Origin of the sequence: Pseudomonas flexibilis (assembly GCF_000802425.1) — a bacterium.
In the GTDB taxonomy this organism is placed as follows: domain Bacteria; phylum Pseudomonadota; class Gammaproteobacteria; order Pseudomonadales; family Pseudomonadaceae; genus Serpens; species Serpens flexibilis.
Genome location: NZ_JRUD01000002.1, coordinates 386388 through 406009, shown reverse-complemented (window position 1 = coordinate 406009; position 19622 = coordinate 386388). Strand labels below are relative to the sequence as shown.

Annotated in this window: 23 protein-coding genes and 1 tRNA gene; 5 read left to right on the top strand and 19 right to left on the bottom strand. The window is 64.9% G+C overall.

Annotation, left to right across the window (positions count from 1 at the left end; all coding sequences use genetic code 11):
- From hscB to trmJ, 7 genes are all read right to left on the bottom strand, one after another.
- Entirely contained in the window at nt 1-522 is a 522-nt protein-coding gene (gene hscB, locus SF06_RS02470; RefSeq protein WP_039559752.1) for a co-chaperone HscB, read from the bottom strand.
- 7 nt (nt 523-529) lie between these two features.
- Nucleotides 530-853: an iron-sulfur cluster assembly protein IscA gene (iscA, locus tag SF06_RS02465; protein WP_027589548.1), complete on the bottom strand. Its 324-nt coding sequence runs from the start codon at nt 851-853 to the stop codon at nt 530-532.
- A gap of 10 nt (nt 854-863) precedes the next feature.
- Nucleotides 864-1250, bottom strand: coding sequence for a Fe-S cluster assembly scaffold IscU (gene iscU / locus SF06_RS02460; protein ID WP_027589549.1), 387 nt, complete (start codon nt 1248-1250; stop codon nt 864-866).
- Between the two features lie 36 nt (nt 1251-1286).
- Entirely contained in the window at nt 1287-2501 is a 1215-nt protein-coding gene (locus tag SF06_RS02455) for an IscS subfamily cysteine desulfurase (RefSeq protein ID WP_039559749.1), read from the bottom strand.
- A 29-nt stretch (nt 2502-2530) separates the two neighbouring features.
- A complete protein-coding gene (iscR, locus tag SF06_RS02450) occupies nt 2531-3022 on the bottom strand; it encodes a Fe-S cluster assembly transcriptional regulator IscR (RefSeq protein ID WP_027589551.1) in 492 nt (163 codons plus the stop codon).
- A 140-nt stretch (nt 3023-3162) separates the two neighbouring features.
- Nucleotides 3163-3951: a serine O-acetyltransferase gene (gene cysE / locus SF06_RS02445; protein WP_027589552.1), complete on the bottom strand. Its 789-nt coding sequence runs from the start codon at nt 3949-3951 to the stop codon at nt 3163-3165.
- A complete protein-coding gene (gene trmJ / locus SF06_RS02440; RefSeq protein WP_027589553.1) occupies nt 3944-4723 on the bottom strand; it encodes a tRNA (cytosine(32)/uridine(32)-2'-O)-methyltransferase TrmJ in 780 nt (259 codons plus the stop codon). Before trmJ ends, cysE begins: the two co-directional genes overlap by 8 nt.
- A 193-nt stretch (nt 4724-4916) precedes the next feature.
- Here trmJ and suhB point away from each other — a divergent pair, with 193 nt between their 5' ends.
- Entirely contained in the window at nt 4917-5738 is an 822-nt protein-coding gene (suhB, locus tag SF06_RS02435) for a type III secretion system regulator SuhB (RefSeq protein ID WP_039559747.1), read from the top strand.
- Between the two features lie 59 nt (nt 5739-5797).
- Here the strand turns inward: suhB and SF06_RS02430 are convergent, their stop codons facing one another.
- From SF06_RS02430 to queA, 6 genes are all read right to left on the bottom strand, one after another.
- Nucleotides 5798-6337: a glycine zipper 2TM domain-containing protein gene (locus SF06_RS02430; RefSeq protein ID WP_039559745.1), complete on the bottom strand. Its 540-nt coding sequence runs from the start codon at nt 6335-6337 to the stop codon at nt 5798-5800.
- A 63-nt stretch (nt 6338-6400) separates the two neighbouring features.
- The gene (gene secF / locus SF06_RS02425) at nt 6401-7312 is read right to left on the bottom strand and encodes a protein translocase subunit SecF (RefSeq protein ID WP_065365660.1); all 912 of its coding nucleotides are present in this window, start codon (nt 7310-7312) and stop codon (nt 6401-6403) included.
- 13 nt (nt 7313-7325) lie between these two features.
- Nucleotides 7326-9188: a protein translocase subunit SecD gene (gene secD / locus SF06_RS02420; protein WP_039559742.1), complete on the bottom strand. Its 1863-nt coding sequence runs from the start codon at nt 9186-9188 to the stop codon at nt 7326-7328.
- A gap of 140 nt (nt 9189-9328) precedes the next feature.
- Nucleotides 9329-9664, bottom strand: coding sequence for a preprotein translocase subunit YajC (gene yajC / locus SF06_RS02415; RefSeq protein WP_027589558.1), 336 nt, complete (start codon nt 9662-9664; stop codon nt 9329-9331).
- A gap of 50 nt (nt 9665-9714) precedes the next feature.
- Nucleotides 9715-10830 (bottom strand): tRNA guanosine(34) transglycosylase Tgt, encoded by a 1116-nt coding sequence (tgt, locus tag SF06_RS02410; protein ID WP_027589559.1) that lies wholly within the window; start codon nt 10828-10830, stop codon nt 9715-9717.
- A 14-nt stretch (nt 10831-10844) separates the two neighbouring features.
- Entirely contained in the window at nt 10845-11894 is a 1050-nt protein-coding gene (queA, locus tag SF06_RS02405; RefSeq protein ID WP_039559736.1) for a tRNA preQ1(34) S-adenosylmethionine ribosyltransferase-isomerase QueA, read from the bottom strand.
- Nucleotides 11895-11999: 105 nt separating this feature from the next.
- Here queA and SF06_RS02400 point away from each other — a divergent pair.
- The 3 genes from SF06_RS02400 to SF06_RS02390 all read left to right on the top strand — a co-directional run bounded on the left by SF06_RS02400 (nt 12000) and on the right by SF06_RS02390 (nt 13296).
- Nucleotides 12000-12085: transfer RNA gene (locus SF06_RS02400), tRNA-Leu, on the top strand.
- A 349-nt stretch (nt 12086-12434) separates the two neighbouring features.
- Nucleotides 12435-12647 carry a cold-shock protein gene (locus SF06_RS02395; protein ID WP_021700367.1) on the top strand — a complete coding sequence of 71 codons (213 nt, stop codon included), beginning with the start codon at nt 12435-12437 and terminating at the stop codon, nt 12645-12647.
- A 145-nt stretch (nt 12648-12792) separates the two neighbouring features.
- A complete protein-coding gene (locus SF06_RS02390; protein WP_037008539.1) occupies nt 12793-13296 on the top strand; it encodes an RDD family protein in 504 nt (167 codons plus the stop codon).
- 105 nt (nt 13297-13401) lie between these two features.
- On the opposite strand, the gene SF06_RS02385 is transcribed toward SF06_RS02390, so the two are convergent.
- From SF06_RS02385 to SF06_RS02375, 3 genes are all read right to left on the bottom strand, one after another.
- Nucleotides 13402-14343 carry an AEC family transporter gene (locus tag SF06_RS02385; protein WP_039559733.1) on the bottom strand — a complete coding sequence of 314 codons (942 nt, stop codon included), beginning with the start codon at nt 14341-14343 and terminating at the stop codon, nt 13402-13404.
- Nucleotides 14344-14424: 81 nt separating this feature from the next.
- Nucleotides 14425-14985 carry a response regulator transcription factor gene (locus tag SF06_RS02380; RefSeq protein ID WP_027589562.1) on the bottom strand — a complete coding sequence of 187 codons (561 nt, stop codon included), beginning with the start codon at nt 14983-14985 and terminating at the stop codon, nt 14425-14427.
- Between the two features lie 28 nt (nt 14986-15013).
- Nucleotides 15014-16270 carry an ATP-binding protein gene (locus SF06_RS02375; protein ID WP_039559730.1) on the bottom strand — a complete coding sequence of 419 codons (1257 nt, stop codon included), beginning with the start codon at nt 16268-16270 and terminating at the stop codon, nt 15014-15016.
- A 169-nt stretch (nt 16271-16439) separates the two neighbouring features.
- On the opposite strand from SF06_RS02375, the gene SF06_RS02370 reads away from it, so the two are divergent.
- Entirely contained in the window at nt 16440-17141 is a 702-nt protein-coding gene (locus SF06_RS02370) for an SIMPL domain-containing protein (protein WP_039559729.1), read from the top strand.
- A 13-nt stretch (nt 17142-17154) separates the two neighbouring features.
- Here SF06_RS02370 and SF06_RS02365 read toward each other — a convergent pair whose 3' ends face one another.
- From SF06_RS02365 to SF06_RS02355, 3 genes are read right to left on the bottom strand one after another with little or no spacing between them, the layout of a single operon-like run.
- Nucleotides 17155-18060 carry a 5-oxoprolinase subunit C family protein gene (locus SF06_RS02365; RefSeq protein WP_039559728.1) on the bottom strand — a complete coding sequence of 302 codons (906 nt, stop codon included), beginning with the start codon at nt 18058-18060 and terminating at the stop codon, nt 17155-17157.
- The gene (gene pxpB / locus SF06_RS02360) at nt 18057-18713 is read right to left on the bottom strand and encodes a 5-oxoprolinase subunit PxpB (RefSeq protein ID WP_039559725.1); all 657 of its coding nucleotides are present in this window, start codon (nt 18711-18713) and stop codon (nt 18057-18059) included. Before pxpB ends, SF06_RS02365 begins: the two co-directional genes overlap by 4 nt.
- On the bottom strand, nt 18710-19459 hold the full coding sequence (locus SF06_RS02355) for a 5-oxoprolinase subunit PxpA (protein ID WP_027589567.1): 750 nt from the start codon (nt 19457-19459) through the stop codon (nt 18710-18712). Before SF06_RS02355 ends, pxpB begins: the two co-directional genes overlap by 4 nt.
- Nucleotides 19460-19622: the final 163 nt, after the last annotated feature.

Below are 19622 nucleotides of genomic sequence, written 5' to 3'. Positions count from 1 at the left end.
TTAATCGTCGAGGCGCTCTACCAGCTCGCGCACCTCATGGGAGAGCTTGTCGAGGAACTGCATGCGGCGTACCAGGCGCTCGGCCTGCTCGCGCTGCGCATTGTCGTTCCAGCAGGCGGCGAACTGGTTTTCCAGTTGCTGCTGTGCCTGCTTCAGGCGCTGCTTGAAGGTGGCCACACCGGCCAGGTCCAGGCTGTCGCTCAGGTCTTCCAGCTCTTCACGCCAGTGCATCTGCTGCAACAGGAACTGGGGGTCCTGCACAGTGGCTTCCAGCGGCAGCTCATGCCCGTCCAGCGCCAGCAGGTAACGCGCCCGGCGCGGCGCACTGCGCAGCACCTGGTACGCCTCGTTCAGCGCCGCGGAACGCTCAAGCGCCTGGCGCTGCTCGCGCTCGCCGGCATCGGCGAAACGGTCGGGATGGACCGCGCGGGCCAGTTCCCGATAGCGCGCGGCCAGCTCCTGCTGGTCGATGCGAAAGTCCGGCTGCAGCTCGAACAGGGCGAAGTGGCAGGGCGTACCCATGCTCACCTCAGACACTGAAGCTTTCGCCGCAGCCGCATTCGCCACGCACGTTGGGGTTGTTGAACTTGAAGCCTTCGTTCAGGCCTTCCTTGGTGAAGTCCAGCTCGGTGCCATCCAGGTAGACCAGGCTCTTCGGGTCGATGATGACGCGCACGCCATGGCTCTCGAACACCTGATCCTCGGGCTTCAGTTCGTCGACGAACTCCAGCACGTACGCCAGGCCGGAACAACCGGTGGTACGCACCCCCAGGCGGATGCCCACGCCCTTGCCGCGCCCATCCAGGGAACGCTGCACGTGGCGGGCCGCCGCTTCAGTCATGCTGATCGCCATGGCAACCTCCTCAGAGCAGACCCTTCTTGTGCTTGTAGTCGCGCACGGCCGCCTTGATGGCGTCCTCGGCGAGCACCGAGCAGTGGATCTTCACCGGCGGCAATGCCAGCTCTTCGGCGATCATGGTGTTCTTCAGCGCTTCGGCCTCGTCCAGGGTCTTGCCCTTCATCCATTCGGTGGCCAGGGAGCTGGAGGCGATGGCCGAGCCACAGCCATAGGTCTTGAACTTGGCGTCTTCGATGACGCCCGCCTCGTTGACCTTGATCTGCAGGCGCATCACGTCGCCACACGCCGGCGCGCCGACCATGCCGGTGCCGACATCGGGATCCTCGGCGTCGAACTTGCCGACGTTGCGCGGGTTTTCGTAGTGGTCGATGACCTTGTCACTGTAAGCCATGGTGCAACTCCTCTTGAATCACGTGCGGGCAGCGTCTTAATGCGCCTGCCATTCGACCTGGGTCAGGTCGACGCCCTCTTTGTACATGTCCCACAGCGGGGACAGCTCGCGCAGCTTGGCCACGGCCTGACGCACCTTCTGCGCGGCGTAGTCCACTTCTTCCTCGGTGGTGAAGCGGCCGAAGGTGAAGCGGATGGAGCTGTGGGCCAGCTCGTCGTTGCGTCCCAGGGCGCGCAGCACGTAGGACGGTTCCAGGGAGGCGGAGGTACAGGCGGAACCGGAGGAAACCGCCAGGTCCTTGAGCGCCATGATCAGCGACTCGCCTTCCACGTAGTTGAAGCTGAGGTTCAGGTTGTGCGGCACGCGGCGGGCCATGCTGCCGTTGATGTACAGCTCTTCCATGTCCTCGACCTGCTTGAGGAAGCGATCGCGCAGGGCCAGCACGTGGGCGGTGTCCTGGGCCATCTCTTCCCGGGCGATGCGGAACGCCTCGCCCATGCCGACGATCTGGTGAGTCGCCAGGGTGCCGGAACGCATGCCGCGCTCGTGACCGCCGCCGTGCATCTGGGCTTCCAGGCGCACCCGCGGCTTGCGGCGCACGTAGAGCGCGCCAATGCCCTTGGGACCGTAAGTCTTGTGGGCGGAGAAGCTCATCAGGTCGACCTTCATGGTTTCCAGGTCGATGGCCACCTTGCCGGTGGACTGGGCGGCGTCCACATGGAACAGGATGCCGCGGGCGCGGGTCAGCTCGCCGATGGCGGCGATGTCGTTGATGGTGCCGATCTCGTTGTTCACATGCATGATCGACACGAGGATGGTGTCGTCGCGCAGCGCCGCCTCGACCATGGCCGGGGTGATGATGCCGTCCTCACCCGGTTCCAGGTAGGTGACTTCGAAGCCTTCGCGCTCCAGCTGGCGGGTGGTGTCCAGCACCGCCTTGTGCTCGATCTTCGAGGTGACGATGTGCTTGCCCTTGCTGGCGTAGAAGTGCGCAACGCCCTTGATGGCCAGGTTGTCGGACTCGGTGGCGCCGGAGGTCCAGACGATCTCGCGGGGATCAGCATTGACCAGGTCGGCCACCTGGCGACGGGCATTTTCCACGGCTTCCTCGGCCTTCCAGCCGAAGACATGGGAGCGCGACGCCGGATTGCCGAAATTCCCTTCCTGGGTCAGGCAATCGCACATCAGCTTCGCCACACGGGGGTCTACCGGGGTGGTGGCGGAGTAATCGAGGTAAATCGGCAACTTCATTGACTCTCTCCTAACAGGCGGCGGCCCACTCATTCCACGGCGGACGCTTCAATCTTGTCGAGTTGCGGCTTCTTGCCGGTGGTGCAGCGCTGGTCCTGACGCCGGGATACTTCCTGCACCTCGCTGCGACCCACCAGGTCGGCCAGGCTGATGCCACTCAAAAATTCATGGATGCGCTCGCTCAGATCGCACCACAGGTGATGGGTAAGACAGGTGTCACCGGAGTGGCAGTCACCCAGGCCCTGGCAGCGCGTGGCATCCACCGATTCGTTGACGGCGTCGATCACTTCGGCGACCTGGATGTCGCGGGTGTCACGGGAAAGGTAGTAGCCGCCGCCGGGCCCACGGACACTGGTGACCAGCTCGTTGCGCCGCAGCTTGGCGAAGAGCTGTTCCAGGTAGGACAGGGAAATGCCCTGACGCTCGGAGATGTCGGCCAGGGAAACCGGCCCCTGCTGCGCATGCAGGGCCAGGTCGAGCATGGCGGTGACGGCGTAACGGCCTTTGGTGGTGAGTCGCATCGCGGGGTACCACAGGTTCGCTGGAATGGGCGCAAGTATCCAATTTCCGAGTATTTGAGTCAACTATAAGACCCATTGAAATACTCGGATTTACCAGCGGAAAGCGGCCGGCATGATAGCAGGCCGCTGCTGGCAGCGCATCAACCCTGGGCGCCAGGCTCCCGGCTCTCGCCGCGCATCTCTTCCTTGATCTCGACAAAATCCTCGTCACGCAGCGCCGGCAGCTCGCCGCAGCAGTAGCCAAGCGCCTTGAGGGCGCGGTTCATTTCCTCAAGGCGGCCATCCACGGCATGCAGGTGATCCAGCAGTTGACCGATGGCCTTGGTGACCGGGTCCGGCATGTTTTCGCCGACCGCGTAGGCCTCGAATCCGTACTTCTCGGCGATGGCCTTGCGCTTGGCCTGCTCCTCGCCACTGGTCTTGACCACCACCCGCCCCGGGTTGCCGACCACCGTGACACCCGCTGGCACCGGCTTGGTGACCACCGCGTTGGAACCGACCTTGGCGCCCGCCCCCACGGTAAACGGCCCGAGGATCTTCGCCCCCGCGCCGACGATGACGCCGTCCTCCAGGGTGGGATGTCGCTTGCCCTTGTTCCAGCTGGTGCCGCCCAGGGTGACGCCATGGTAGAGGGTCACGTCGTCGCCGATCTCGGCGGTCTCGCCGATGACCACGCCCATGCCATGGTCGATGAAGAAGCGCCGGCCGATCTTCGCCCCCGGGTGGATCTCGATGCCGGTCAGCCAGCGCCCGAGGTGCGAGACCAACCGCGCCAGCAGGCGCCAATCCGCACGCCACAGCCGGTGTGCCAGCCGATGCATCCACACCGCGTGCAGGCCGGGGTAGCACAACAGCACCTCGAGCACGCTTCGGGCCGCCGGGTCGCGGCTGAACACGCTCCGGATATCCTCACGCATGCGATCAAACATCATCTGCTCTCCGCTTGTGGGGCTCGCCCCGCGCCACCTTCTGGGTCTCGGTGAGAATGCCGCGCAGGATATTCATCTCCAGCTTGCTGATGCCGCTGCGACCGTACAGCCGCCGCAGCCGGGCCATCAGATGGCGCGGCTTCTGCGGATCGAGGAAGCCGATTTCCACCAACGTCTGCTCGAGGTGTTCGAAATAACGTTCCAGCTCGTCCATGGTGACCGGCCGAGTATCCAGGATGGCCGTGGCTTCCACCTTTTCCATCTTGGTCGGCGCACCCTGGGCGGCCAGCCACGCCATGCGCACTTCGTAGGTCAGCACCTGCACCGCAGCCGCCAGGTTCAGCGAACCGAACTCCGGATCGGAGGGAATGTGCACGTGAAACTGGCAGCGCTGCAATTCCTCGTTGGTCAGGCCGGCGTATTCGCGACCGAATACCAGCGCCACCTCACCCCCCAGCGCCACCTGCTCAAGACTCTTGCTCGCGCACTCGCGCGGATCGAGCAGCGGCCAGGGAATGCGCCGGTCGCGCGCACTGGTGCCCAGCACCAGGCTACAACCGACCAGAGCCTCCTCGAGCGTGGACACCACCTGGGCATTGTCCAGCAGGTCATTGGCGCCGGATGCCCGCGCCAGCGCCTTGGGACTGGGAAACTCCTCGGGATCGACCAGCACCAGACGGGAAAGCCCCATGTTCTTCATGGCACGGGCCGCCCCGCCGATGTTGCCGGGATGGCTGGTATTGACCAGCACCACGCGGATGTTCTGTAGCACGCCCTGATCCACCTGAGAAAACGGAAGGGGCAGAATCTTAGCCGATGGCGGTTCCCGCTCGCCACGCAACATTGGCGATTCCCCCGGCGCCCTGCCCGCCACTGCGATACCCGACGGTCAATGCCACTCACGCGTCTGCCTGGCTTTCTGTTAGAATTCCCGGCTTTCTTTAACAGCCCAGGTGTTTCCCCCCATGCAGCCCATGCTGAACATCGCCTTGCGCGCTGCGCGCAGCGCCGGTGAACTGATCTTCCGCTCCATCGAACGCCTGGATGCCATCTCGGCCAACGAGAAGGAAGCCAAGGATTACGTCAGCGAAATCGACCTTGCCGCAGAACAATGCATCATCAACCTGCTGCGCAAGTCCTATCCGAACCACGGCTTCAAGGGCGAGGAAAGCGGCGAGATCGCCGGCACCGGCGAAGGCGCCGACTATCAGTGGATCATCGATCCGCTGGACGGCACCACCAACTTCCTGCGCGGCGTACCGCATTTCGCCGTCAGCATCGCCTGCAAGTACAAGGGTCGCCTGGAACACGCCGTGGTACTCGACCCGGTACGCCAGGAAGAATTCACCGCCAGCCGTGGCCGCGGTGCCGCGCTGAACGGCCGCCGCATCCGCGTCAGTAGCCGCAAGAGCCTGGAAGGCGCACTGCTGGGCACCGGCTTCCCGTTCCGCGACAGCCAGCTCGACCACCTGGACAACTACCTGGGCATGTTCCGCAGCCTGGTAGGCGACACCGCCGGTATCCGCCGCGCTGGCGCCGCCAGCCTGGACCTGGCCTACGTGGCTGCAGGCCGCTATGACGCCTTCTGGGAATTCGGCCTGTCCGAGTGGGACATGGCAGCCGGCGTGCTGCTGATTCAGGAAGCGGGCGGCTTGGTGAGCGACTTCACCGGTGGCCATGAGTTCTTCGACAAGGGCCACATCGTGGCGGGCAACACCAAGTGCTTCAAGGCAGTGCTCACCGCTATCCAGCCGCACCTGTGGCCGAGCCTCAAGCGCCAGCTGTGATGATCAGCCGAAAATGAAAAAAGCGCCCCAGGGCGCTTTTTTCATGTCTGCAGGTTCGATTACGGCTGCTCGGCGAGCACCAACTGGCCGTCGCGCACCGGAATCTGCGCCCCCGGATCGCGATCCATGCGCACGCGGCCGCGCTGACCACCCAGCTCATAGCTGACGTCGTAGCCAACTACCTTTTCGTGGGTATCCTGCACCGTCTCGCAGCGGGTTTCGGTGGTGGTGTAAGTGTCGCTGGCCTGCATGCGCTCCTGCGCCTTGTTGCCAACGTAGCCGCCGCCTACCGCACCGGCCACAGTGGCCAGCTTCTTGCCGCTCCCGCCACCGACCTGATTGCCCAGCAGACCGCCGACCACCGCTCCGATGGCGGTGCCAGCGATCTGGTGCTGATCCTGTACCGGTCGCTGATGGGTGACGGCGACGTCACGGCAGACCTGACGCGGGGTGCGCTGGGTTTCCTTCACCGGAGAAACGTCCAGCACGGTGGCGAACTTCGGCTCGCGATCTCCCGCCCATTGATAGGTCGCCAGCGCTCCGCCCGCCGTCACACCGACCGCGCCGAGCACCACGCCGACGATCATCGATTTCTTCACAGCCACCTCCAGTCCAAACGGAATCAAAAATCCGTGCCTTAGACTGAAGATGGCCGTGTCGGTTCAGGGCCTTTCGTCGACTGCCTCTTCGGTTGCCGGCGGGATCAGGTCCTCGCTGGTCAGCTTCAGCCAGACCAGCACCGTGGCGCCGATGTACACCGACGAGTAGGTACCCACCACCACGCCGATCAGCAGGGCAACGGCGAAACCGGCCAGCACGTCGCCACCCCACACCAGCAGGGCGATCAGCGCCAGCGCGGTGGAGAACGAGGTGGCCATGGTGCGCAGCAGGGTCTGGGTGACCGAGATATCGATGTTCTCGATCAGGCTGGCCTTGCGCAGCACCCGGAAGTTTTCGCGGATGCGGTCGTAGATGATGATGGTGTCGTTCAGCGAGTAACCGATCATCGCCAGCACCGCCGCCAGCACCGTCAGGTCGAAGGGCACTTCCAGCAGCGCCAGCAGACCCAGGGTGAGGATGGTGTCGTGGGCCAGCGAGGCGATGGCACCCACGCCGAACTTCCACTGGAAGCGGAACGCCAGGTACACCAGGATGCCGCCGAGCGCCAGCAGCATGGCCAGGCCACCCTGGTCGCGCAGCTCCTCACCCACCTGCGGACCGACGAACTCGACACGCTTGATCTCGAAGCCCGCGGCCGGGTCGATGGTACGCAGCGCCTCGCCAACCTTCGCGCCCAGCTGCGGGTCGTCGCCGGCCATGCGGATCAGCACGTCGGTGGTGGCGCCGAAGCTCTGCACCACCGCATCCGTGTAGCCCGCCTGCCCCAGCTCGCGCTTGATGCGCTCCAGGTCAGCCGGCTGCTCGTACTGCAGCTCGATCAGCGTGCCGCCGGTGAAGTCCAGGCCGAAATTGAGACCCTTGACTGCCAGGGCAGCGATGCCCAGAACGGTCAGGATCAGCGTGATGGCGAACGCAAGATTGCGGATCGCCATGAAGGGAATGGTTTTCTTGATCACGGCCTGGCCCTCAGATCCACAGTTTCTTCACGTTGCGACCGCCGAAGAGCAGGTTGACCTGGCCGCGCGTGAACATGATGGCGGTGAACATCGAGGTCAGGATGCCGAGCGACAGCGTGACCGCGAAGCCCTTGACCGGCCCGGTACCGAGTGCGAACAGGATGGCGCCGACCAGCAGGGTGGTCAGGTTACTGTCGATGATCGCCGTGTAGGCACGATCGAAGCCCTCATGAATGGCGCGCTGCACCGACAGGCCATTCTTCAGTTCCTCGCGGATCCGCGAATAGATCAGCACGTTGGCGTCCACCGCCATACCCAGCGTCAGCACGATACCGGCGATGCCCGGCAGGGTCAGGGTGGCGCCGATCACCGACATCAGGCCGACCAGCAGCACCAGGTTGAACGCCAGCGCGACGGTGGCCAGGATGCCGAAGAACTTGTAGACGAGGATGACGAACAGCGAGACCAGGATCAGCGCCCACCAGGTGGACTCGATACCCTTGGCGATGTTCTCGGCACCCAGGCTCGGGCCGATGGTGCGCTCCTCGGCGAAGTACATCGGCGCGGCCAGACCGCCGGCGCGCAGCAGTAGCGCCAGCTCGGAGGACTCGCCCTGACCGTCCAGGCCGGTAATGCGGAACTGACTGCCCAGGGCCGACTGAATGGTGGCCAGGGAAATGATCTTCTTCTCTTCACGGAAGCTCTGTACCGCCACTTCCTGTTCGACGCCGTCGACCAGCTCCTTGACATAGCGGGTCACCGGACGCTGCTCGATGAACAGCACCGCCATGCTGCGCCCGACGTTGTTGCGGGTGGCACGGTTCATCAGCTCGCCGCCGTGCCCGTCCAGACGAATGTTCACCTGCGGGCGACCGTTCTCGTCATAGCTGGCTTGCGCGTCGGTCACCTGGTCACCAGTGATGATCACGCTGCGCTCCAGTGCCACCGGAGCACGGCCTTCCTCGCGGAAATCGAAGGTCTCGGTGGTGGCGCGCGGGGCATCCGGCTCGGCAGCCAGACGGAACTCCAGGCTGGCCGTCTTGCCGAGAATCCGCTTGGCCTCGGCGGTGTCCTGCACACCCGGCAGCTCGACCACGATGCGATTGGCGCCCTGACGCTGCACCAACGGCTCGGCCACGCCGAGCTCGTTGACGCGGTTGCGCACGGTGGTGAGGTTCTGCTTGATGGAGTATTCGCGGATATCGGCCAGGGTGGCTGGCGTCAGCGCGACATTGAGCACCTGCAGCTGGTTGCGCACGCTGCTGGTCAGCTCGAAATCGGTGAAGGTCTTGCGGATCAGGCTCTGGGCCCGGTCGAGACTTTCGCTGTCGGTGAAACCCAACTGGAAGGCATTGTCGCTGCCCGGCATGCTGCGATAGCGGATGCGCTCCTTGCGCAGCAGGCTCTTGACCTCGCCTTCATAGACTTTCAGGCGCGCGTCGATGGCCTTGTCCATGTCCACTTCCAGCAGGAAATGCACGCCGCCGGACAGGTCCAGACCCAGCTTCATCGGCGAGGCGCCAATGCTGCGCAGCCAGTCGGGCGTGGTGGGCGCCAGGTTGAGCGCGACCACGTACTCATCACCCAGGGTCTTGCGAACCACGTCCTTGGCAGGCAACTGGTCGCCGAGCCGGGTCAGGCGCAGCAGGCCACCGCGCTCGGAGACTTCGGTGGCCTTGACCGTAATGCCCGCCGCGCGCAGCGCTTCGGCAGCCCGCTCGACCGTTACCTCATCGATACGCAGCGCCGTGCTGGTGCCGGTGATCTGGATCGAAGGGTCATCGGGATACAAATTGGGCGCGGAATACACCAGGCCTAGGGCCAGGACCGCGAGAATCAGCAGATATTTCCACAGGGGATATTTGTTCAGCATGACGCCGCCCGCTCAAAGAGCGGGGCGCCTAGGCGCCCCGCAAGAAAGTAACTCGTGAAGCCTGAACGGGCGGCTCAGCCTCCAGGAAGGCAGCGACACATGCGAACAGCGCCGTTCCTGGCGGGTGCCACCCGACAGGATCAGATGGCCTTCAGCGTGCCCTTGGGCAGGGTCGCTACGATGGCGGCCTTCTGGAACTTCAACTCGACGTTGTCGGCCACTTCCAGCACCACGAAGTCATCGGCAACCTTGACCACCTTGCCGGTCATGCCGCCGCCGGTGACCACTTCGTCGCCCTTCTGCAGGCCGGCCAGCAGGTTCTTGTGCTCCTTGGCACGCTTGGCCTGGGGGCGCCAGATCATCAGGTAGAAGATGACCACGAAGCCCACGAGCATCAGAATGCCCATCATGTCGGAACCCGGAGCTGCAGCGCCCGGTGCGGCCTGGGCGTAGGCGGCGGGAATGAAAAAGCTCATGTAACACTCCTGTTGCAGGGATGGTTTCTACGGTTTCAATACGGATTCATTCAGTCCAGCGGCGGGGTTGGCAGACCGCGCCGGGCATAGAAGGCATCGACAAAGGCGGCCAATGTACCTTGTTGGATGGCGTCGCGTAAACCGGCCATCAGACGCTGGTAATAGCGCAGATTGTGGATGGTATTCAGCATGCTTCCGAGCATTTCCCCGCATTTGTCCAGGTGATGCAGGTAGGCGCGAGAGAAGTGTTTGCAGGTGTAACAGTCGCAACCCGGATCCAGCGGCGAGTCGTCATGGCGATGCACGGCGTTGCGGATCTTGACGATCCCGCCAGTGACGAACAGGTGGCCGTTGCGTGCGTTGCGGGTCGGCATCACGCAATCGAACATGTCCACGCCACGGCGCACGCCCTCGACCAGGTCTTCAGGCTTGCCGACGCCCATCAGGTAACGCGGCTTGTCGGCCGGCATGTGCGGCGGCAGGAAGTCCAGCACACGGATCATCTCCTCCTTCGGCTCGCCCACCGACAAGCCGCCGATGGCCAGGCCATCGAAGCCGATCTCCATCAGGCCCTCCAGCGAGCGCAGTCGCAGGTCTTCGTGCATGCCGCCCTGCACGATGCCGAACAACGCCGAGGGATTGTCGCCATGCGCCACCTTCGAGCGCTTGGCCCAGCGCAGCGAAAGCTCCATGGAGCGGCGCGCGGTGTCATGGTCCGCCGGGTACGGCGTGCACTCGTCGAAGATCATCACGATGTCCGAACCCAGGTCGCGCTGCACCTGCATCGACTCCTCGGGCCCCATGAACACCTTGGCGCCGTCCACCGGCGAGGAGAAATACACCCCCTCCTCCTTGATCTTGCGCATCTCGCCGAGGCTGAAGACCTGGAAACCGCCGGAGTCGGTGAGGATCGGTCCCTGCCATTGCATGAAATTGTGCAGATCACCGTGTGCCTTGATGACCTCGGTACCCGGACGCAGCCAGAGGTGGAAGGTGTTGCCGAGAATGATCTGCGCGCCGATGGCCTCGATATCGCGCGGCAGCATACCCTTCACGGTGCCGTAGGTGCCCACCGGCATGAACGCCGGTGTTTCCACCGTGCCACGCGGGAAGGTCAGGCGCCCGCGCCGGGCCTTGCCCTCGGTGGCGAGCACGTCGAAGTTCATGTGACAGGTACGGGTCATGGGTGATCCTCGGGACCGCGCGGGGCGGGATTGCGGGTGATGAACATGGCATCACCGTAACTGAAGAAGCGATAGCCTTCTTCCACCGCCGCGCGGTAGGCCGTCATGGTTTCCGGATAGCCGGCAAAGGCGGAAACCAGCATCAGCAGGGTGGACTCCGGCAAGTGGAAATTGGTGACCAGGGCATCCACCACATGGAACGGCTTACCCGGGTACAGGAAGATGTCGGTGTCGCCACTGAACGGCTTGATCTTGCCCTCGCGCGCCGCGCTTTCCAGGGAACGCACGCTGGTGGTGCCCACGGCAATGACGCGACCGCCGCGCGCCTTGCAGGCGTTCACCGCGTCCACCACATCCTGACTGACTTCCAGCCATTCGCGGTGCATATGGTGCTCCTCGATGCGCTCGACGCGCACCGGCTGGAAGGTGCCGGCTCCGACGTGCAGGGTCACGAAGGCGGTTTCCACGCCTTTCTCGCGAATCGCATCGAGCAATGGCTCGTCGAAGTGCAGCCCGGCGGTCGGCGCGGCGACCGCGCCGGCACGCTCGGCGTACACCGTCTGGTAACGCTCGCGGTCGGCCGTGTCATCGGGCCGATCTATATAAGGAGGCAACGGCATGTGGCCGATCCGCTCCAGCAGCGGCAGCAGCGGCTGGTCGAAACGTAGCTCGAACAGCGCGTCATGGCGCGCGAGCATCTCGGCCTCGCCGCCACCCTCAAGCAGAATGCGACTGCCGGGCTTGGGGGACTTGCTGGCGCGCACATGGGCCAGCGCACGGTGCTCGTCGAGCACCCGCTCGATGAGGATCTCCAATTGACCGCCGGTCGCCTTGCGCCCGAACAGGCGTGCGGGAATCACCCGGGTATTGTTGAACACCATCAGGTCGCCGGGACGCAGATAGCCAAGCAGGTCTGCGAACTGGCGATGAGCCAGGGCTCCACTCGGGCCATCCAGCACCAACAGGCGACTGGCGCGGCGCTGCGCGAGCGGATGGCGGGCGATCAGAGCATCGGGAAGGTCGAAATGAAAGTCGGAAACGCGCATGGTGAGGCCGTCTTGCAGGGGCGCAAAGCTTAACGGAAATGCCTGGAGCTGGCCATGCGAGCCGATTGACCGGCTGGCTTGGCCTCCCTATACTGCGCGCCCATTGCCTTGGTGGCGGAATGGTAGACGCAGCGGATTCAAAATCCGCCGTTGGCGACAACGTGAGAGTTCGAGTCTCTCCCAAGGCACCAGTCCGATAAGAAAATGCCCTTTTTCTATCCCCCGGCCGGGCCTGCCCGACCGTCCTTCCGCGTCAAGTCTCGACCCCGATACGACCGCCTCGACGGCCCAGTTGTAGCTTTTTCCCCGGAGCATTCCGGCCGTCGTCATAAAGGTGCCGAGCGGGGGGGTTGGCATTTGCCCGAAACTTCCGTAGAGTGCGCTCACTGTTTGCATGGGTCGCTGTTGAATCGTGACCTGGTGCGGTAGATCTTGACGATTTGCTTCATCCCGCTCGACTTCTCTTATCTCCTGCAACCAGTTCCAGCTCCCTGTTGTCACAGGGACTGCCATCCACTCTAGTTTCAAGGAAATAAAGACATGTCGAATCGTCAAACCGGCACCGTCAAATGGTTCAACGATGAGAAGGGCTTCGGCTTCATCACCCCCGAAAGCGGTCCGGATCTGTTCGTGCACTTCCGTGCTATCGAAGGCAGCGGCTTCCGCAGCCTGAAGGAAGGCCAGAAGGTTACCTTCGAAGCCGTCCAGGGCCAGAAGGGCATGCAGGCTGACAAGGTCCAGGTTCTGGGCTAAGCAGCACGCAACACCCGAAGCCTCCGATGGAAACATCGGGGGCTTTTTTGTTCCCGCCGTAAACGCAGCCAAGCAGCCAGGCGACTCGCCACCGGGCGCCGACAGCCCCTAGAATGGCGGTCGTTTTTTCATCGACGAGCTTCCCATGGCAACTGCAAAACGCATGCTCCAGCCCAGCGGCGCGTTCCCGGCCGCCGGCTTCGGTCGCCGAATGGCCGCACTCTTCTACGATTTCCTGCTCTGCGTGGCCCTGGTGATGGTGGTCACCCTGCTCTACCAGCAAGGCGTGCTGCGCCTGATCCATGGCGGCGACCAGCTCAAGCTGCTGGCGGAAAGCGGCGGCTTGGACAACGATCCCCTGCTGGCCACGCTGCTGCTGTTCAGCCTGTTCGGCTTCTTCGCCAAGTTCTGGACCTGGAACGGCCAGACCCTCGGCATGCAGGTCTGGGGCATCCGCGTGCAGAACGCCGACGGCTCCGCCATCGATCTCTGGCAGGCGCTGCTGCGCTTCATCGTCGCCATCGGCTCCTGGTTGATCTTCGGCCTGGGCTTCATCTGGATGCTGTGGGACAAGCAGTCGCGCACCTGGCACGACATCTATTCGGAAAGCCGCGTGGTGCAACTGCCGAAGAACGCGCACAAGAAGTGAGGCACGCGGTCTTCCGCGCCCAGCCTCGCAGGGTGGTCAGCGCGCTACCTGGCCACCATCAAGCCGGGACGGCGCGCCTGGCGGCACGATGAAGCGCGATCCACCCTACACCCAACCGCCCCACTGCAGCACGAACAACCCGAGGTTGGTGCTCAGCACCGCCATCAGCGTAGTCATCACGATGATCGCGGCCGCCAGTTGATAGTTGGAACCCACCGCCTTGGCCATCACGAAACTGGCGGCGGCCGTCGGACTGGCAAAGTAGAGAAACAGGATGCCCAGCTCCGGCCCTCGAAAACCGAGCCACCAGGCACCCAGGGTGGACAACGCCGGCAGCCAGATCATCTTCATCAGGCTGGCGCTCAGCGCGGTGGCGCCGCTTTCGCGCAACGAGGCCAGCGACAGCGTGGCGCCGATGCAGATCAGCGCCAGCGGCAGGCTCATCTGCGCGAAATACCCGGTGGAGGTCAGCAGCCAGTCCGGCAGCGGGATCCGCCAATAGGCGAATGGGATCGCCGCCAGCACGGCCAGCACCAACGGGTTACCGAGAATGCTCTTGGCGATGCTCCACGGATCGGTCTTGCTGCTCGGGCTGTAGAGCGCCAGCACCAGCGCCGAGAGCGCGTTGTAGCAGAGGATCACCAAGCCAGCGAGTACACCGCCCAGCGACAGGCCGAAGTCGCCATACAGGCTGCTGGCCAGCGCCAGGCCGACGATGCCATTGTTGCCGCGAAACGCCCCCTGCACATAGACGCCGCGATCCGCATGCGGACAGCGCCAGATCGCCCATGCCCAGGCGAGCAGGAAGCCGCCTACCGTGGCGAGGGTGAAGTAGATCAGCAAGCGCGGCTGCAAGGCGGCACTCAGATCGGCGCGCAGGATGGCGAGGAACAGCAGCGCCGGCAGGGTGCCCTTGAAGACCAGACTGGAGGCGGTGTTGACGAAGGCGCTGTCGATCCAGCCGAGCCGCTTGAGCAGGACACCAAGGAACAGCATGGCGAAGACCGGGGCGGTCACCGCCAATGTTTGCTGAATGAGAGCGAGCACGACTACTACCTACTGCGACAGCGAGAAGGCAGCATGGTAACGCGGCGCCCCGTCGCTCGCGAAGCGGGGCGCCGGGAAAGCTCAGCGGCGGACCGGGCGCTTCTGCAGCTTGCGCTGCAAGGTGCGGCGGTGCATGCCCAGTGCGCGGGCGGTGGCCGAAATGTTGCCCTGGTGCTCGGCCAGCACGCGCTGGATGTGCTCCCACTGCAGGCGGTCGACCGACATGGGGTTTTCCGGCACCAGCGAACTGAGCTCCACGTGCTCGGACATCAGCGCCGCCAGCACATCGTCAGCATCCGCCGGCTTGCACAGGTAGTTGCAGGCGCCACGCTTGATGGCCTCCACAGCGGTGGCGATGCTCGAATAGCCGGTAAGGATCAGCACGCGCATCTCGCTGTCCAGATCCAGCAGCTTGGGCAACAGGGCAAGCCCCGAGTCGCCTTCCATCTTCAGGTCCAGGACCGCGTAGTCGGGGCTGTCGCGCGTCGCGATCATCAGCCCTTCCTCGGCACTGGAAGCCACACTGACACGCAGCCCGCGACGCTCCATGGAACGCGCCATCACCCGGGTGAAGGTCGCATCGTCATCCACCAGCAACAGATGAGGCTGCTCATCTCCCTCGAACAGGACTTCTTCAGACATGCAGGCTCCTTGGCTGCGGCATGGTCAATCAATGCAAACCGTAGAGGCGCGGTAAACGCAGCTCGGTGAGCGTACCACCCTCTTCGTGGTTATACAGTTTTACGGTTCCGCCGGCACGCGTCACGCTGGCCTGACTGAGGAACAGGCCCAGGCCGAACCCCTTCCCCTTGGTGGTGAAGAACGGCTTACCGAGCTGCTCGGCAATCGCCAGCGGCACGCCGGCTCCGTGATCTCGAATGGTCACCTTGATCCATTGGTGGTCCCAGTCCAGACGGATGGCGAGGTTGTCCGGCGAGGCATCGGCAGCATTGTTCAGCAGATTGAGCAACGCCTGGGTCAGTTCGGCCGGCGGCATCAGGCTCGGCGGCGTCCCCTTGCCGGTGCACTCATAGCGATAAGTGGCTTCGGGGCGCATCAGGTGCCAGCGCTCCAGCGCTGCTTCCAGCCATTCCCGCACGGTCTGCTCGACGATCTCCTGGCGCCGCTGCGCCTCGGCGGCGCGCACCAGGCTCTGCAGCGTGCCTTTGCAGAGCATCACCTGATCCTGCAGCACCTTCAGGTCATCCTGCAGGGACGACTGCCCCTGGCAATCCTGGATGAGGTCCTTGAGCAGCACGCTCATGGTCGCCAGCGGCGTACCCAGCTCATGGGCCGCGCCGGCGGCCTGGGTGGCCACCGCCAGCAACTGCTGATCACGCATGTCCGCCTCGCGGCGCTGCGCCTGCAGCTGTTCCTGGAAACGCAGCGCCTCGGCCATGCGCGCGACGAACACGGTGATCAGCAAGGCGGCGAGCGCGAAACTCAGCCACATGCCGTAGACCATGATTTCCGCAGGCAGGGTAACCAGCAGGGTCAGTGGGTGATGGGCAAACAGCAGCAAGCTGTAGCTGGCCAGCGCCAGAGCGGCCAGCACCAGCGTATACAGCCAGGGCAGGGTCGCCGCAGCGATGGTCAGCGGCACCAGGTAATAGGACACGAAGGGGTTGCTGGAACCCCCGGAGAAATACAGCAGCACGCTGTGGATGATCAGGTCGCAGGCCAGCTGCACGGCATACTCCTGCTCGGTCACCGGCCATTGCTGGCGCAGCCGCAGGGCCGTGAACAGACACAGCAGCGTGGAGATGCCCAGGATGATGGCCAATGCCAGCCAGGGCAGCACCACCACCCCGGACAGCCAGGCAACGCCTACGGAAGCGGCCTGGGCAGACAGCACCAGGACACGGATAAGAACCAGCCGGCCCAGGTTCTGGCGGTTGGCGGAAAGCAGGAAAAGTGGGGCTCGCATAGTGGCTCCGGGCAGTTGCCCGAGTATAACCAGCGACTTTTCCACGCCGCTGCGGCATAGCGCCGCAAGCGCAGCCGCGCCACCCTTGCGCACAGCGGTTGTTCGGGCCAAAGTCTCAGGCCCCGCCGCTGTGCCGGCGACCTCCGGCCCCGCACTGTCAGGAGTCATCATGTCCCGCTTGCCTCACCTGTCCCTGCTTGCCCTGTTTGCCTGTGCCAGCCTGCCCGCGCTGGCCGAGGAACCCCGCTTCAACCAGGTCTCCCTGCGCAGCGAAGTCAGCCAGGAAGTCAGCCATGATCGTATGCACGTGACACTGTACACCGAGTCCCAGGACAGCGATCCCGCCCGTCTCGCCCAGAACGTCAGTGAAACCCTCAACGCCGCGATCCGCCAGGCGCGCCAGGCCAAGGGCGTGACCGTCAGCCAGGGCAGCCGCAGCAGCTACCCGGTATACGAGGAAAAGAGCCAGAAGATCCGCGCCTGGCGCGAGCGCGCCGAGCTGCGCCTGGAGAGCGCCGACTTCCCCGCCCTTTCACAACTGACCGGCGAACTGCTGAAGACCCTGAGCATGGGCGGCATGAGCTTCAGCGTTTCCGACACACTGCGCAAACGCCACGAGGATGAGCTGCTGCGAGAGGCCGTGCAATCCTTCGGCGCACGCGCCAGGCTGACCAGCGAGGCGCTGGGCGGCACCGGCTACCGGCTGGTCAACCTCAACTTGCACAGCAACGGTTTCCCGCAACCGGTGTACCGCGCGCCGGCCAAGATGATGATGGAAGCCGCCAGCGACAGCATCGCGCCGCAGGTGGAAGCCGGCACCACACGCATCAGCATCCAGGCCGACGGCACGATCGAAGTGACCATGCCCTGAGACGGAACGGCAGCTAGCGAAAGAACCGATAGAACTCGCGTAATTCGCGCTGCACATCTTCAAGCGACACGGGCTCAAAGCGCAGCGAGGTGTGCGCCGTGCACTGCGCCAGCCGCCCCAGGTCCAGCGAGTGCACCCAACCCAGCACCGGATAGCCGCCCATGGTCTGCCGATCGGCCATCAGCACGATCGGCTGACCATCCGGCGGTAACTGGATCGTGCCGGTGACCACACCCTGCGACCATTCCCGAGCGCTGGCCGCCAGGGGCTCGCCCTCCAGTCGCATGCCCATACGATCAGCGCGCGGACTGAGCGTCCACGACTGCGCAAATAGTCCGGCCAGCGCCGCTTCGTGGCCAGGCGCCGCCATCACCCGCAACTCGCACGCCTGGCCATAGTCCGGTCGGAAGCGCCAGGGCACGCTGCGCCCGCCGCTCGACCGCGCCGGCCGGCAGCCCAGCGTGTCTCCGCGCAGCAAGGGCCGGCCATCCCCGCGCACACCGCCGAGCCCCTCGCGCAGGTGCGCCGCCACACTGCCCAGCACCGGCCGGGCCAGAAAGCCACCGGCCGCAGCCAGATAGCAACGTTGCCCCTGCCGCGCATAACCCAGACGCACGACCTGCCCAGCCTGCACCGGGAAGCTCGACCAGCCGGGCCGTGGCTTGCCGTCCACGCACACGTCCATCTGGGCGCCACAGACTGCCAGCCAGGTATCCAGCGTCGCCAGCAACTCCAGCCCGCCCAGCGCCACCTCCAGCAACGGCGCGCCCCAGGGATTGCCCAGCAGGCGGTTGGCCCAAGCCGCCGCCTGGATATCCAACGGACCGCCCGGTGACACACCCAGATGCTGCCAGCCGAAGCGCCCGCCATCCTGCAACACGCTCAGCGCGCCGGGGCGCAGGACGCGCAAGCCGTTCATGGGTCCACCGCGCCAAAGGACACGAAGCGCACCCGGTCGCCTACCCGCAACGGACAGGGCGGGTCGCGTCGCGCGTCGAACAACCGCCACGAACAGCGCCCAATCAGGTGCCAGCCGCCCGGCGACGCTTGCGGATAGATCGCCGTCTGCCGTTCGGCGATGGCCAGACTGCCGGCCGGCACCCGCGTGCGGGGTGTGGCCCGGCGCGGCAGGGCCAGGCGCGGGTCCAGCTCGCCGAGGTAGGCGAATCCCGGGGCGAAGCCGATGGCGCCGACGCGGTACTCGCGTCCGCTGTGCAGCGCGATCACCTGCGCCACGCTCAACCCACAGGCCTGCGCCACCCACGGCAGGTCCTCGCCGTCGTAACTGACGGGAATTTCATGCAAACGGGTCGATTGGGCAACGCCAACCGAACGCTCCCAGGCCGCCAGCACGGGCTGCAGACGCGCGCACAACTGCGCATGGTCGGTGCGCAACAGGTCGTAATGCAGCAGTAGCGTGGTCCACCCCGGCACCAGGTCCACCACCAGCGGGCCCAGTTCGGCGTGGATGCGATCGACCAGCGCGGCCAGCCGCGCAGGCAGTCCGGCGTTCGGCTGCTCGGCCAGCGTCAGCAGCAGCGCCTCGGCGCCGGCCGGCTCGCAGCGGATCATGCCGCGTCGAGCAGCGCGCGCAGCCGACGCAGCACGCCCAGGGATTCCGGATTGTCGCCATGCACGCACAGGCTGTCGGCCTGCAGGCGTATCGGCTTGCCGTCGATATCGGCAAACGGCTGCCGCCGGGCGATGGCCAGTGCCTGCCCGAGAATCCGCTCCGGATCCTGGTGCACGGCCCCGGCCACACGACGCGGCGCCAGCTGGCCGTCGGCCTGATAGGCGCGGTCGGCGAAGGCTTCGAAGAGCAGCGGCACACCGGCCGCCTCGGCCAGACGCGCCTCGCGGCAATTGTCGGGCAACGCCAGCACCATCAGTGGCAGGCCGGACCGGAAACTGCGACAGGCGTCGAGCACCGCCTCCAGCAACGCATCGTTACGCACCAGATCGTTGTACAGCGCGCCATGAGGCTTCACGTACGCAACCTGCGTGCCCGCCGCCCGGCAGAACGCTTCCAGCGCACCGAGCTGGTAAAGCACCAGTGCGCGCACCTCTTCCGGCGAGCAGCTCAGCGAGCGGCGACCGAAACCCTGCAGGTCGGGATAGGCCGGGTGGGCACCGATGCTCACGCCATGCCGCACCGCCAGCGCCACGCTGCGCTGCATGGTCAACGGATCACCCGCGTGATAGCCGCAGGCCAGGTTGGCCTGATCGATCAGCGGCATGGCCAGCGCATCGTTGCCCATGGTCCAGGCACCGAAGCTTTCACCCATGTCGCAATTAAGCAGAAGCGTTGCCTTGTTCATGCCCGCAAGCTTCCGGGTTTGCCCCCGCTACCGCAAGCCCGGACACCCCGCGCCGCAGCGCGAATCAGGCTTAGACAGTTTCGCAATTGAAAATACTTCTCAAGCTAATCGCAAATCATTATCATGCGCCGCATCTGCCTTTACGAAACCTTTACCGCCCCAC